Annotated in this window: 17 protein-coding genes; 12 read left to right on the plus strand and 5 right to left on the minus strand. The window is 61.2% G+C overall.

Features of this window, described 5'->3' with window-relative positions; all coding sequences use genetic code 11:
- The first annotated feature begins 1 nt into the window (after window position 1).
- Complete coding sequence (locus tag ACE3SE_RS08260) at window positions 2-76, plus strand: DUF1615 family protein (protein WP_374554786.1); 75 nt, start codon at window positions 2-4, stop codon at window positions 74-76.
- A 58-nt stretch (window positions 77-134) separates the two neighbouring features.
- Entirely contained in the window at window positions 135-863 is a 729-nt protein-coding gene (locus ACE3SE_RS08265; RefSeq protein ID WP_374554585.1) for a substrate-binding periplasmic protein, read from the plus strand.
- Window positions 864-867: 4 nt separating this feature from the next.
- On the opposite strand, the gene ACE3SE_RS08270 is transcribed toward ACE3SE_RS08265, so the two are convergent.
- The 5 genes from ACE3SE_RS08270 to ACE3SE_RS08290 form a co-directional block, all read right to left on the minus strand.
- Complete coding sequence (locus tag ACE3SE_RS08270) at window positions 868-1,512, minus strand: HAD family hydrolase (RefSeq protein WP_374554587.1); 645 nt, start codon at window positions 1,510-1,512, stop codon at window positions 868-870.
- A complete protein-coding gene (locus tag ACE3SE_RS08275; RefSeq protein WP_045845565.1) occupies window positions 1,512-2,516 on the minus strand; it encodes an ABC transporter ATP-binding protein in 1,005 nt (334 codons plus the stop codon). Before ACE3SE_RS08275 ends, ACE3SE_RS08270 begins: the two co-directional genes overlap by 1 nt.
- Before the next feature lie 27 nt (window positions 2,517-2,543).
- On the minus strand, window positions 2,544-3,335 hold the full coding sequence (locus ACE3SE_RS08280; protein ID WP_045845566.1) for an ABC transporter permease: 792 nt from the start codon (window positions 3,333-3,335) through the stop codon (window positions 2,544-2,546).
- On the minus strand, window positions 3,332-4,243 hold the full coding sequence (locus ACE3SE_RS08285) for an ABC transporter permease (RefSeq protein ID WP_045845567.1): 912 nt from the start codon (window positions 4,241-4,243) through the stop codon (window positions 3,332-3,334). The genes ACE3SE_RS08280 and ACE3SE_RS08285 overlap by 4 nt, the downstream gene beginning before the upstream one ends.
- Window positions 4,244-4,409: 166 nt before the next feature.
- Entirely contained in the window at window positions 4,410-5,507 is a 1,098-nt protein-coding gene (locus tag ACE3SE_RS08290) for an ABC transporter substrate-binding protein (protein ID WP_045845568.1), read from the minus strand.
- Between the two features lie 240 nt (window positions 5,508-5,747).
- On the opposite strand from ACE3SE_RS08290, the gene ACE3SE_RS08295 reads away from it, so the two are divergent.
- The 10 genes from ACE3SE_RS08295 (at window position 5,748) to ACE3SE_RS08340 (ending at window position 12,573) form a co-directional block, all read left to right on the plus strand.
- Window positions 5,748-6,446: a UTRA domain-containing protein gene (locus tag ACE3SE_RS08295; protein WP_374554591.1), complete on the plus strand. Its 699-nt coding sequence runs from the start codon at window positions 5,748-5,750 to the stop codon at window positions 6,444-6,446.
- A 186-nt stretch (window positions 6,447-6,632) separates the two neighbouring features.
- Window positions 6,633-7,160: a hypothetical protein gene (locus tag ACE3SE_RS08300; RefSeq protein ID WP_374554593.1), complete on the plus strand. Its 528-nt coding sequence runs from the start codon at window positions 6,633-6,635 to the stop codon at window positions 7,158-7,160.
- Window positions 7,161-7,339: 179 nt separating this feature from the next.
- A complete protein-coding gene (locus ACE3SE_RS08305; RefSeq protein WP_131355516.1) occupies window positions 7,340-7,882 on the plus strand; it encodes a hypothetical protein in 543 nt (180 codons plus the stop codon).
- 129 nt (window positions 7,883-8,011) lie between these two features.
- The gene (locus tag ACE3SE_RS08310; RefSeq protein WP_374554595.1) at window positions 8,012-9,004 is read left to right on the plus strand and encodes an asparaginase; all 993 of its coding nucleotides are present in this window, start codon (window positions 8,012-8,014) and stop codon (window positions 9,002-9,004) included.
- A gap of 579 nt (window positions 9,005-9,583) precedes the next feature.
- Window positions 9,584-9,811 carry a hypothetical protein gene (locus tag ACE3SE_RS08315; RefSeq protein WP_374554597.1) on the plus strand — a complete coding sequence of 76 codons (228 nt, stop codon included), beginning with the start codon at window positions 9,584-9,586 and terminating at the stop codon, window positions 9,809-9,811.
- 92 nt (window positions 9,812-9,903) lie between these two features.
- Window positions 9,904-10,461, plus strand: coding sequence for an AAA family ATPase (locus ACE3SE_RS08320; RefSeq protein WP_374554599.1), 558 nt, complete (start codon window positions 9,904-9,906; stop codon window positions 10,459-10,461).
- A gap of 200 nt (window positions 10,462-10,661) precedes the next feature.
- Window positions 10,662-10,877 (plus strand): RNA-binding S4 domain-containing protein, encoded by a 216-nt coding sequence (locus ACE3SE_RS08325; RefSeq protein ID WP_089084046.1) that lies wholly within the window; start codon window positions 10,662-10,664, stop codon window positions 10,875-10,877.
- On the plus strand, window positions 10,877-11,062 hold the full coding sequence (locus ACE3SE_RS08330; protein ID WP_045845572.1) for an oxidoreductase-like domain-containing protein: 186 nt from the start codon (window positions 10,877-10,879) through the stop codon (window positions 11,060-11,062). Before ACE3SE_RS08325 ends, ACE3SE_RS08330 begins: the two co-directional genes overlap by 1 nt.
- 3 nt (window positions 11,063-11,065) lie before the next feature.
- Window positions 11,066-11,932 (plus strand): 3',5'-nucleoside bisphosphate phosphatase, encoded by an 867-nt coding sequence (locus ACE3SE_RS08335; protein ID WP_131355502.1) that lies wholly within the window; start codon window positions 11,066-11,068, stop codon window positions 11,930-11,932.
- 20 nt (window positions 11,933-11,952) lie between these two features.
- Window positions 11,953-12,573 (plus strand): L-threonylcarbamoyladenylate synthase, encoded by a 621-nt coding sequence (locus ACE3SE_RS08340; protein WP_045845574.1) that lies wholly within the window; start codon window positions 11,953-11,955, stop codon window positions 12,571-12,573.
- Window positions 12,574-12,614 lie beyond the last annotated feature (41 nt).

Consider the following 12,614-nt stretch of genomic DNA (forward strand, 5'->3'; position numbering starts at 1 on the left):
GCTGACGACGGAATGGTTTGCCAGACGGGTGGATGGGCGCTACGAAAAGTGCATGGAGCGCGGTGGATTCCATTGACAGCAAGGGCGGTTCTCCCCTGTACTTACAGACGGGTAAGTAGCGGGGAAACATAAAGATGGCTCAGCCACGAAACTGCCTGGTCGGCATGCTGCTGACCGGGGCGGCATGTTGTGCCACGGCAGGAGAACTGCGGGTACTGGTGGATGACAGTACCAGAATGCCGCAGGCAAATATTGTAGATGACACACTGCAGGATGGCCTGCACCGCGATATCGGCCTCGCGCTGGCTGCCCGCTTGCAGCGTGCTGCCAGTTTTCGCGTCATGCCACGCAAGCGGCTGCTTCCCGCGCTGGAAGCAGGACAAGGGGATGTGGTGTGCCTGACATTGCCTGAATGGATGCCGGGCAAGGATTTGCGCTGGAGCCAGCCCTTCATGCAAAACCAGGACTTGCTGCTCAGCAGCCGGGCAGCTGCACCGCGCAAGCAGCTGACGGCGCTGGCCGGGCAACCGGTGGGAACGGTACTGGGCTTTGCCTACCCGGAATTGCAGGCCGCGCTGGGTGATGGTTTTGTGCGGGATGACGCGCATAGTCTGGAAGACAGCCTGCGCAAGCTGGCGGCCGGTCGCGTGCAGCACGTCATCAGCAACCGGCTGTATCTCGATTACCAGCTGGCGCATGGCCTGCAACTGCCGCCCATGCAGCCGCATCTGGTGATCAGCAGCTACCGCATGCGCTGTGCCCTGTCTGCCCGCAGCCCGATCAGCCTCACCGCGCTGAACCGGGCATTGGGGCAGTTGCAGCAGCAAGGCGCATTCGAGCGCATGCTGCAGCATTACCGTTGACCATTTACCAGTTCAGTTGGTGCCAGCCCTGCTGTGCCGCCACGGCGGCAAGCTTGGGGTCGGCATTCACCGTGTAAGCCACATCCACCGCCTGCAGCAACGGCACATCGTTGATGGAGTCGCTGTAACCGTGGCTGCCGGCCAGGCTCTGGCCATGTTGTTGCAGCCATTGTTGCAGGCGGATCACCTTGCCTTGCTGATAAGTCATCACGCCATGCGTGTGGCCGGTGTAGCAACCCGCCTCGGTGGCCAGCTGGATGGCCAGGAAATCATCCGCCCCCAGAAAGCGCGAGATCGGCCCCACCAGATGTTCGCCGGTGGCGGAGATCACCAGCAGGGTGCGTCCCTCGGCCTTGTAGCGTGCCAGCGTGTCGCGTGCCTGATCGAACACGATGGGGGCGATGATGTCGGCAATGAAACGCTCCACCCACTCGGCCACTTCCTCCACGCTGCGCCCCTGCATCGGTTGCAGGGTGAAGTCCATATAGTCCTCCATGCGCAATTCGCCACGGCGGTAGGCCGCCATCAGCTCGGCCTCGCGCGGCAGCATGTCGGCGGGGGCCAGACCATGTTGCACCATGAATTGCAGCCACAGGCTGGAGCTGTCGCCATCGGTGAGGGTGTCGTCCAGATCGAAAATGGCCAGCATCAACGCACCTCGCGCATGTCGTCGCGGCTGATTTGCAGGCGCACTTCGGTGCCAGCCGGCATCAGGTCGCTGGCGGTGCGGTTCAGCCGGTCCACTTGCAGGGTGACGCCCGCGCTTTCAATCTGGTAACGAATGATATTGCCCAGCAACTGGTGCTGGCGGATGGTGCCGGCCAGCGTGTCAGCCTGCTGGCTGTGTGCATCCAGCACGTGGATGGATTCCGGGCGGATGGCCATGTGGCCGTTGATGTTCAAGCCCAGCAGGCGCTGTGTCTCTGCCGCGCCCAGCAAATTGTAATTGCCCATGAAGCGGGCCACGAATTCGGTGGCCGGTTCGGTGTACACCATTTCGGCGCGGCCTTCCTGCTCCACCCGGCCCTGGTTCATCACGAAGATGCGGTCGGACATGGTGAGCGCTTCTTCCTGATCGTGGGTGACGAAAATGGTGGTCAGGCCCAGACGGCGCTGGATGTCGCGGATCTGCTCGCGCAGGTTCTTGCGGATGCGGGCATCCAGTGCCGACAGCGGTTCGTCCAGCAGCAGGATGCGCGGCTCCACCACCAGCGCGCGCGCCAGTGCCACCCGCTGACGCTGGCCGCCGGACAGTTCGTGCGGATAGTGGTTTTCCTTGCCGGAGAGCTCCACCAGCTTGATGACTTCCGCCACCTTGCGGGCAATCTCCGCGCCATCGCACTTGCGCATTTTCAGGCCAAAGCCGATGTTCTGCGTCACGTTCATATTGGGAAACAGCGCATAGCTCTGGAACACCATGCCGATGCCGCGCTTTTGCGGTGACTGGTGGGTGATGTCCTCGCCACCCACGCGGATGTGGCCGGAGGTGGGGGTTTCAAAACCGGCAATCATGCGCAGCACGGTGGTTTTGCCGCAGCCGGACGGGCCGAGGAAGGTGACGAATTCGCCCTGTTCGATGCTCATGTTGAAGTCGTGAACCACGACATGGTCGTCAAAGCGTTTGTGCAGATTATTGATGGTGAGGTAAGCCATGTGGTTTTCCTTGGATTCTGTCTGGGCTCAGGCCGTCTTGCGGGCCGGGCGGGCATTGCGGGCGAATACCTGGATCAGCCCCATCGAGGCCCAGGTCACCAGGAAGGCGATGATGGCCAGTGCCGAAGGCTCGTAAGCGCGGTTGGCACCGATCAGTTGCAGGTAAGGGCCAAAGGCCGGGCGGCCCAGCAGGCTGGCCATAGTGAATTCGCCAATCACCACCGCAAAGGTGAGAAACGCCCCGGACAGGATGGCCGACTTCACATTCGGGAAAATCACCTGCAGCAGGATGCTGGGCCAGCTGGCACCCAGGCTCTCGGCCGCTTCGGTCAGGGTGCGTACATCAATGGCGCGCAGGCCGGCGTCGATCGAGCGGTACAGATAGGGCAGGGCCAGCGTGACGTAGCTGCACATCAGCAAAAAGTCGGTGGCGCGGTCATTGCCGGTCAAGGGCAGCCAGGCGCTGCTGTTGTACAGCTTGAGGTAGCCGAACACGATGACAATGGCCGGAATCACCAGCGGCAGCAGGGTGATGAACTCCACCAGCGGACGCAGGCGTGGCAGCTTCAGCTGAATCCAGTAGGCCGTCGGCACCACCAGCAGAATGCCGACGATGATGGTAAGCACCGCCATCAGCGTGGAGTAGCCGAATGTGGCCTGAAAGCCGGGGTCGGACAGCACCACCTTGTAGGCTTCAAAGCTGTAGCCGTCGCGGTTCATTTTCAGGCTGAACTCGAAAGTGGCAATCAGCGGTAGCAAAAAGTAAATGGTGCCGATGGCAATGGCCACCCAGGCGCCCAGTCGCGATGTCGATTTCATTCACGCCCCCTTTCGGCGCGGCTGCGCAGCCAGATATAGCCGGCATTGGACAGGCCGGTCACCACAATCATGCCCAGTGCCAGTGCATAGCCCAGGTTCTGGTCGTGCAGCACATCGCCGCGAATCTGCGCGTACAGCAGGATGGGCACGATATTGAGCGAGCTGCCGGTCAGTGCGTATGCAGTGGCTACCGCGCCAAAGGCGTTGGCGAACAGCAGCAGGGTGGAGCCCAGAATGCTGGGCCACAGAATGGGCAGGGCAATATGCCACCAGTAGGCGACGCTGCTGCCGCCCAGGCTTTCGCAGGCTTCGCGCCATTCGGCACGCAGGCCGTCAATGGCCGGGGTGACAATCAGCACCATCAGCGGAATCTGGAAGTACAGATAAGTCAGCGTCAGGCCGATGAAGCTGAGAATGGAAAAGCCGGTGCTGTAAAGGTCGAAGTCGGCATAGTTGCGCAGCAGTACCGTCACCAGACCCATGCGGCCCAGCGTGGACAAAAAGGCAAACGACAGCGGAATACCGGCAAAGTTGGACGCCACGCCGGAGAAGGTCATCAGCGTGGGGCGAATCCAGGCGGGCAGGCCGCCCTGAATGGCCGCCAGCGCCAGCAACAGACCGATCAGGCTGCCACCCAGTGCGGACGCCGCGCTGACTTCAAAGCTGATCCAGTAGGCCGACAGAATGCTGTCGTCAAACAGTTTGGCAATATTGCCCAGGGTGAAATGGCCGTTGGCATCCTGGAACGCGCCTATCATCAGCGTGGCGGTGGGCAGGATGAGAAACAGCAGGGCAAACAGGAAAAACGGCACCACGCCCAGCCAGTTCAGGGCAGACGGTGCCAGTCTCTTGCGAGCCTGTCCGGCCTCGGGCGGGCAGTGTGTGACGGAATCGGGTGAAGTGGGCATCCGTGGTGCAGCCTCGTAAAAAATGGGGAAGCCCGGCATGGGCAGGGAGTCTGCCGTGCTGTTGTGCTGCCTGGTGGGCAGGTCGGGTCTGTCCCGGTGACAGGATGGGGTAAACGTCATGGCCGCCGCAGCGGCCATGACGGCAAGGCAGATCAGCAGTGCAGGCTTACTTGACGTTGCTGCCCACTACGCTGTCCCACTGCTTGGTGATGGTGGCCTTGTAGACCTCCTGCTGTTCCAGCGTGGGGAACACGGCCTTCTTGTAGTTGGCTGCGGCCGGCAGCTTGGACAGCAGGTCGGCCGGGACTTTCTTGCGTGCAGCCAGGTCGTTGAAGCGGCTGGGGTGGCAGTAGCCCTTCAGCCAGCCCAGTTGGCCTTCGTCGGAGTACAGGTATTCCATCCACAGCTTGGCGGCGTTCGGGTGCGGGGCGTAGGCGCTGATGGCCTGTACGTACACGCCGGCCACCACGCCGGTCTTCGGTACCACCACGGCCACTTTCGGGTTGCCCTTCAGGGTGTCGCGGTCGGCCAGGGCGTTGTAGTCCCAGCGCACGATGATGGGGGTGGTGCCCTGGGCCAGCGAGGCAGCCTTGCCGATTACCGGCACGAAGTTGCCATTCTTGTTCAGTTGCGAGAAGAACTTCAGGCCAGCGTCGGCAGCCTTGGCCGGGTTGCCGCCTGCTTGCGACAGGCCGGCAGCGTACACGCCCATGATGGCCTGGTTGGCAGTGCGCGGGTCACCGGCCAGCGCCACGGCATTCTTGTATTCCGGCTTCAGGAGGTCGGCCCAGTCAGCCGGTACCTTCTTGATGATGTCGGTGTTCACTTCGAAAGCCAGCACGCCGTAGTAGTCGCCGTACCAGTAGCCGTCCTTGTCTTTCACTTCGGCCGGAATGCTGTTCCAGGTGGATACCTTGTACGGCTGGATCAGGCCGGCTTCCTTGGCTTGCGGGCCAAAGGACAGGCCAACGTCGATCACGTCCGGCGCTTGCGGGCCCTTGTTGCCCTTGTTGGCCTTGATGGCCTCGACCTCGTCACCGGAGCCGGCATCCGGGTTCAGTTCGTTTACCTTGATGCCGTACTTGGCCTTGAAGCCGGCCAGCAGGTCGCCATAACCACACCAGTCATGCGGCAGGGCGATGGTGGTGAGTTCACCTTCCTGCTTTGCCGCCTTGATCAGGCTGTTCAGATCCTGTGCATGCACAGCGGAAGCACCAACACTCAGTGCGGACAAAACAACTGCGGCCATCAGCTTCTTGTTCATTGGGACGATCCTTTGGACTAGGTCAATTGAGCAGGGCGATCTTAGGCAGTGCAGATGACGAGATGATGTGCGGCAAGTTTCAGTTGCGTGTCAGTTGCATGAAGTCTCAGGGCCGACCTGTTCTGGCCATAATCCGACATGCTGTCGTGCGGCTGTCATACAGCTCTGCTAAACACTAAGCGGTAGCGCAATCAACGTGGACTAGTCCAGATCATGGCAACAGAAAATAATCAGACTCAGGTGGCCCAAATACGACAGTCCTTGCTGGCGCAGATGGCTGGTGGCCTGCTGCCACCGGGCAGCAAATTACCGGCAGAACGCACTTTGTCGCAGCTGTTTGATACCACTCGCATCACCCTGAAGGACGCCTTGCTGGCGCTGGAGGCGGAAGGCTGCATTTACCGCGAAGAGCGGCGCGGCTGGTTTGTGGCCCCGCCGCGGCTGGAGTACAACCCGCAATACCGTGGCCATTTCCAGCAGATGGTGCAACAGCAGCAACGGCGGGTGGATACCCGCGTGCTGTCATCGCGCAGCATGGTGGCGGCACCGGAAATCAGCCAGCGCCTGCAATTGCCCGCGCTGGCGCGGGTGTTGCAAATCTGCCGCCAGCGCAGCCTGGATGGCCGGGTAGTGCTGTATGTCGAGCATTACCTGAAGCCGGAATGCTTTCCCGGCATCATGCGCGAGGATTTGTCGCAATCCCTCACCGAACTCTACCAGCAGCATTACGGCCTCCATTACAGCCGCTCCCGCTTTGACATTACCCCCACGGCGGCGCGTGGTGCGGTGGCGCAGGCGCTGATGCTGGCCGATGGCTCGCCCATCTTGCGCATTGCCCGCATCAATTACGACCAGCAGCAGCGCATCATCGACTGCGATATCGAATACTGGCGGCACGATGCCATCCGCGTGACGGTGGACAGCCAGCCGCAGGCCTGAGCCGTGTGCAGCGCCATACCGCCATGCCATTGGCCTGAATGGCTGGTTTGCAGCGCGAAAAAGGCATGAATTAACAATTGCACACAGTTTTCTTACAAACGCTTACCAAGTGATACAGCAGGGCAACAGACGCTAGCCGGTGTGCGGTGCATGCTGCAAGCACGATAACAACACTGGAGAATCCTGATGAAAACCCGAGTCCATCGTCTGGCCGGCTGGCTGTTGCTGGCCGCTTCTGTCAGCAGCCTGACTGCTTGTGTCGTGACTCCGACTCGTACTCAGGTCGTCTACAAGCCGGTGCCGGTCACGGTCCAGGCCCCTGTCGCGGTGCGCTGGAACCCGGCCGAGCATCCTTATTACGGTCATGCGATGAGCGATTTGCGTCAGGCCCGCGCCTTGCTGGCACGGCAGGATGTACAGCCGGTACAGGATGATGAGCGCTGGGCTGTCGGTGCCATTGACGCCGCGCTGAAGGAAATGAGCCAGGCCTCCATTCAGGATGGCAAGAACCCCTGGCAGATTCCAGCTCCGGATGCGCGCCTGAACCCGACTGATCGATTCCATCAGGCCCTGCAATTGCTGGAACAGGCGCGTCGTGATGCCAGCCATCGCGAGGACGACCCCTGGGTGCGCGATCTGCAAGGCCGCATCCTGCATCATATCGATGATGCACACCGCGCCACCCAGCAGGCCATTGCCGACGCCTTGCGCTAAGACCTGATAACAAAACCCCCGCTCCAGCGTTGCGCCGCCTTGTCGTACTCCATGTACTGTCTACGGCGACGCGCCTTGGCCCGGGTGCTCTGCGAGGTTTTGTTCTCGGTTCTGAGCCCACCGTTTTTCCTGACTTACTGCAACAACAATAAAACCGCTTGCAACCCTGGGAGATCACTATGTCTACCTTGAAAAAAACACTGGCAACCCTGCTGCTGGCCGGTTCGGCCCTGCTGGCTGCTTCGGCGGCACAGGCTGACGACTGGCACGATAATGGCTGGCACCCGGACATGCGCCAGGACTGGCATGAAGGCATGCCCTGGCGTTTCGAGCAGCACCACTGGCACCCGGATGAGCACCCTTATTACATGCATGCCATGACCGATCTGCGTCTGGCGCGTGATCTGCTGGCCCGCCCGGATCAACCGCAGGTAGAGCAGGGCGAACACCGTGCAGTGGACGCCATCAACCAGGCTCTGCATGCCATGCACGATGCGGCCATCGATGATGGCAAGAACCCCTTCCAGCGCCTGCCGCCGGATGCCGAATACCGCCCGGACGACCGTTTCCACCAGGCCCTGCGTCTGCTGGACAAGGCCAGGCAGGATGCCAGCCATGAAGAGGACGACCCCTATCTGCGTGGTTTGCAGCACTTCATCATTGGCCAGATCGGCATGGCCCAGCATGCGGTGGATGACGCCATTCGCCAGGCACTGCGCTAAGCTGTTTACTGCCTGCCAGCCTCCGTCACAGCCATGCTGTTGCGGGGGCTTTGTCATTGCAGCGATGCCGCAGCCCACCGGGTTTTGCGCTACCATGCCGGCTGTTTGATGTTGACCAAGGATGCAACCATGACCCGTCTGCTCATCCTCTATACCGGTGGCACCATCGGCATGGACCACACCCCGGAGGGCCTCGCCCCCGTTCCCGGCCTGTTGCCGCGCCTGCTGGAGCGTTTCCGTACCCCGGCACTGGACTTTGACGTGGTGGAATACCCGCAACTGATCGACTCCTCCGCCATTGTCCCGGCCCAGTGGCAGCAACTGATTGACGATCTGGCCACGCGCTACGCCGCCTACGACGGCTTTGTGGTGGTGCATGGCACCGACACCATGGCCTACACCGCCAGCGTGCTGGCCTTTGCCCTGCAAGGCCTGGCCAAGCCGGTGATTGTCACCGGTGCGCAACTGCCGCTGGTCCATCCGCGTTCGGATGGCTGGAGCAATCTGGCCGATGCGCTGGAAGCCGCCAGCCAGCCGGATTTGCACGAAGTGTGCATCGCCTTCAACCGCCTGCTGCTGCGTGGCTGCCGTGCCCGCAAGCTGGATGCCGCCAGCTTTGCCGGTTTTGACAGCCCCAATGCCCCGGCCTTGGCCAGCTTTGGCATTCAGGCCCACTGGCAGCGCCAGCACTGGCTGCGTGCCAGCCAGCCTTTCCAGCCGGTGGCGCTGGATGTTTCGCTCAAGCTGGCAACTTTCTTCCTGACGCCGGGCTATACCAGCACGCTGGCCGGGCAGGCCATGCGGGAGGGTGATCTGGATGCTGCGGTGCTGATGAGCTATGGCAATGGCAATACCCCGGCCGACCCGGTACTGCTGGATGGTGTGGCGGCGCTTACTGCCCGTGGTGGTGCAGTCCTGAATATCAGCCAGGTGGTGCATGGCGCGGTGGAAGTAGGTGCTTATGCCGTCAGCCAGCCGCTGGCCCGTGCCGGTGCCATTGCCGGTGCCGACCTCACGCCGGAGGCGGCTACGGCCAAGCTGCTGGTGTTGCTGTCGCAAGGCCTGCGTGGTGATGCCCTGCGCCAGCAATTGTCCACGGTGCTGGTGGGCGAGAGCAGCTAACAGCGCATATTGCTCAGCCATGCAAGGCGTGCCAGTGGCACGCCTTTTTTATTGCTGCAGTAGTGTGGGAGTTGACTAAAAAATAAGCGGTGTTGAATTTTCCTGTATCTTCAATGATTTGCCGCATTTATCCACATCCCCTCCACATGGCGGTACACGGCTGGCGTGGAAAACTACGGCTATTGCTCAAAAAACAGGCAGTGTTGCAAAGTCGTTTCAATCTCAGTGACTTAGCTGCCTTGTCCACAGACCACACACAAGCCTGTCCCCGCTGCTTGTGTAAAAACAGCAGCCACGCCGCTTGTGCCGCTGCGCCGGACCAGCCTCATCCACCAGAAGTGGTTTTGCCTAAAAAATAAGCAATCAACAAAAAATGTCGCGGATTCATGCACTTGCCCCACTTGCCCACAGGCGATGCACAAGCCTGTCCCCGCGTGGTGTGTAAAACCCTTGTTTGGCCTGCATTGCGCTGGTTTTTTGCCCATACGGGGCCATGGCAGGACAGTTAAATGGTGGTACTAGCCGGCAGTTGCGTGGATTGCCTAAAAAACAGGCAGTGTGGAAAAGGACAGCCGGATCATGTACTTAGCCAATTTGCCCACAGACCGTGCACAAGGCTTTCCCCGGCTGGTGTGTAAAAATGCCGGCCAGACGGGAAATCCGGAGGCATGGCCGCCTGCAAGTGAACAACTGCTGGTGATCAAAAGATTGCCTAAAAAACAGGCAATGGCAAAAAGCCATTGTGGTATCAGCCACTTGCCGGTGTTTTCCACAGCTCGCGCACAGGGCTGTCCCCGCCAATGGTGAGAAAAGCGCTTTGTCCGGCACAAAACGTCGGCAAGACTACTGGCAGCGGGGCAAGCCGACGTATAATTACACTCTTTGGCAGCAGGTTTGCCGTGAGCATCATTCACCGAATCGCCGTGGTCGGACCGGAGTCCTGCGGCAAGAGCACCTTGTCGGCCCAGCTGGCCGCCAGCATGCAGACGCAAGGCATGCGCGCCGTCCATGTGACGGAATATGCACGTGACTACTACGCCAATCGCCCCTACCAGGTGGCGATGTCCGACATCGAAGCCATTGCCCACGGGCAGTTGCAAGCGGAGGAGGTGGCGGCCCGGCAGCACGACTGGCTGATCTGCGATACCACGGTGCTGACCTGCAAGATATGGGCGGAAGTGGCATTCGGGCAGGTATCGCCCGCCTTGTTGCAGCATTACCGCCCGCACGACTATGAGCTGACCCTGCTGACGGCGGCAGACATACCCTGGCAGCCCGATCCGCTGCGCAGCCATCCCGCAGAGCGCGACTGGCTGCTGGGCTTGTATCAGGCCGAGCTGGCGGCGGCGGGCATTGTTCCGGTCTTGCTGCACGGCAGTGAACAGCAACGTCTGCAGCAGGCCTGGCATGCCATCCGGCAACTGCCACAATGGCTTGATGGGTTGCCTAAAAAATAGTCAGTCGGCACAAAGCCTTTGGCATTCAATGGCTTGTCCTGTTTTTCCACAGGCCGCTCACAGGCCTGTCCCGCCGCCGGGTGGAAAACCGGTGGCAACTGCCTAAAAAACGGGCAGTGACGGATTTTGCTTTTCGCTCAAACAGTTGCAGGCCTTGTCCACAAGCGGTGCACAAGCCTGTCCAGAATGGATGTGTAAAAATGAAGGAAACCTTTGCCTTGCGTAATGACTACATTGCGCTGTGCGATTTGCTGAAAACCTGCAGCGTGTGTGCTTCCGGTGGCGAAGCCAAACATTTCATTGCCGAGGGCAATGTGGCGGTGGATGGCGTGCAGGAGCTGCGCAAGACCTGCAAGATCCGCCCCGGTCAGGTGGTGAGCGGCGACGGTTTCACCATCACGGTTGTCGCAGCCTGATGAGCGAGGCCGAACTGCCGCCGGATGACGACCCGATGCCGCAGCCGCCGTTTGAAGTCACCGACGACATGTGTTGCGGCAGTGGTTGTGACCCCTGCATCCTCGACACCTATTATGCCGAGCTGCGCGACTACCGCAGCCGACTGGCCGCCTGGCAGGCGCGGCACAACAAGGACGGACAATAAGCCATGGCCAGCATTGACCTGCATTTTCATTCACATGCCTCGGACGGCGCCCTGCCGCCGGCTGAAGTGATTGCCCGCGCGGCAGAGCGTGAAGCCACGCTGGTGGCGCTGACCGACCACGACTGCACCCGCGGTCTGGCCGATGCGCGTGCCGCCGCTGCCGCCCACGGTGTGGATTTCCTCAATGGCGTGGAAGTGTCCGTCACCTGGAATGGCAAGCACACCGTGCATATTGTCGGGCTGGGGATAGACCCGGAACATGCGGCACTCAAGGCGGGCTTGCAGTCCATCCGCGATGGCCGGGTGCAACGTGCACAGGAAATGTCCGACTCGCTGGCCCGCATCGGTATTCATGGCGCTTTCGAGGGCGCGATGGCGGTGTGTGAAAACCCGGAAATGGTGGGCCGTACCCACTTTGCCCGCTTTCTGGTGAACAGCGGCGAGGTCAAGGACGTGCGCACGGTGTTCCGCAAATACCTGACGCCGGGCAAGCCGGGTTATGTGCCGCATGAATGGGCGCGGCTGGCCGATGCCGTCGGCTGGATTGTTGCTTCCGGCGGTATGGCGGTGATTGCCCATCCCGGCCGTTACGATATGGGCCGCACCCTGATCGAGCGGTTGATTCTGGACTTCAAGGACGCTGGTGGCCAGGGCATCGAAGTGGCCAGCGGCAGCCACAGCCTGGACGACATGCACAAGTTTGCGCTGATTGCCCAGCGTTACGGCCTGTTGTCCAGTGCCGGCAGCGATTTCCATGCCCCGGGCGAAGGTGGCCGCGACGTGGGCCGTACTGATGACCTGCCGCCCATCTGCCAGCCGGTATGGCAGGCACTGCAGGAACGCATCATCCGCGCCCCGCGCGCGGCATAAACCAACACTAAAGCACACACATGGCACAGTTTTTCATGATTCACCCGGACAATCCGCAACAGCGGCTGATCCGGGAAGCCGCCAACATCCTGCGTAATGGCGGGGTGGTGGTGTATCCCACCGACTCTTGTTACGCGCTGGGCTGCATGCTGGGCGACAAGAAGGCGATGGAGCGCATTCTGGCCATCCGTCAGATCGAACTCAAACACCACCTGACGCTGGTGTGTCACAACCTGTCCGAGCTGGCCAACTACGCCCGCGTCGACAACAGCCAGTTCCGCCAGCTCAAGGCCGCCACGCCCGGCAGCTACACCTTCATCCTGCAGGCCACCAAGGAAGTGCCGCGCCGCACCCTGCATCCCAAGCGCGCCACCATCGGCCTGCGGGTGCCGGACCACAAGGTGGCACTGGCGCTGCTGGAAGAGCTGGGCGAGCCCATCCTGTCCTGTACCTTGCTGTTGCCGGGCGACGAGGAAGCACTGACCGACCCGTATGAAATCCGCGAGCGGCTGGAGCACGTGGTGGATGCGGTGATTGACGGTGGCTGGTGCGGCACCGAACCCACCACGGTGATTGACATGACCGATGGCGTGGAACTGCTGCGCCAGGGCAAGGGCGACGCGGCCATCTTCGGTCTGTAAAACCCGCACTGGAACCATCCGTGCCTGCCCCCATCTAGTGG

Source organism: Aquitalea pelogenes, assembly GCF_041914625.1.
In the GTDB taxonomy this organism is placed as follows: Bacteria; Pseudomonadota; Gammaproteobacteria; order Burkholderiales; family Chromobacteriaceae; genus Aquitalea; species Aquitalea pelogenes.

Bases quoted from the DNA above. Each gene is read 5' to 3' on its own strand.
- ACE3SE_RS08265 (WP_374554585.1), top strand. From the start codon at position 135: ATGGCTCAGCCACGAAACTGCCTGGTCGGCATGCTGCTGACCGGGGCG.
- ACE3SE_RS08270 (WP_374554587.1), bottom strand. From the start codon at position 1,512: ATGCTGGCCATTTTCGATCTGGACGACACCCTCACCGATGGCGACAGC.
- ACE3SE_RS08275 (WP_045845565.1), bottom strand. From the start codon at position 2,516: ATGGCTTACCTCACCATCAATAATCTGCACAAACGCTTTGACGACCAT.
- ACE3SE_RS08280 (WP_045845566.1), bottom strand. From the start codon at position 3,335: ATGAAATCGACATCGCGACTGGGCGCCTGGGTGGCCATTGCCATCGGC.
- ACE3SE_RS08285 (WP_045845567.1), bottom strand. From the start codon at position 4,243: ATGCCCACTTCACCCGATTCCGTCACACACTGCCCGCCCGAGGCCGGA.
- ACE3SE_RS08290 (WP_045845568.1), bottom strand. From the start codon at position 5,507: ATGAACAAGAAGCTGATGGCCGCAGTTGTTTTGTCCGCACTGAGTGTT.
- ACE3SE_RS08300 (WP_374554593.1), top strand. From the start codon at position 6,633: ATGAAAACCCGAGTCCATCGTCTGGCCGGCTGGCTGTTGCTGGCCGCT.
- ACE3SE_RS08305 (WP_131355516.1), top strand. From the start codon at position 7,340: ATGTCTACCTTGAAAAAAACACTGGCAACCCTGCTGCTGGCCGGTTCG.
- ACE3SE_RS08310 (WP_374554595.1), top strand. From the start codon at position 8,012: ATGACCCGTCTGCTCATCCTCTATACCGGTGGCACCATCGGCATGGAC.
- ACE3SE_RS08315 (WP_374554597.1), top strand. From the start codon at position 9,584: ATGTACTTAGCCAATTTGCCCACAGACCGTGCACAAGGCTTTCCCCGG.
- ACE3SE_RS08325 (WP_089084046.1), top strand. From the start codon at position 10,662: ATGAAGGAAACCTTTGCCTTGCGTAATGACTACATTGCGCTGTGCGAT.
- ACE3SE_RS08330 (WP_045845572.1), top strand. From the start codon at position 10,877: ATGAGCGAGGCCGAACTGCCGCCGGATGACGACCCGATGCCGCAGCCG.
- ACE3SE_RS08335 (WP_131355502.1), top strand. From the start codon at position 11,066: ATGGCCAGCATTGACCTGCATTTTCATTCACATGCCTCGGACGGCGCC.
- ACE3SE_RS08340 (WP_045845574.1), top strand. From the start codon at position 11,953: ATGGCACAGTTTTTCATGATTCACCCGGACAATCCGCAACAGCGGCTG.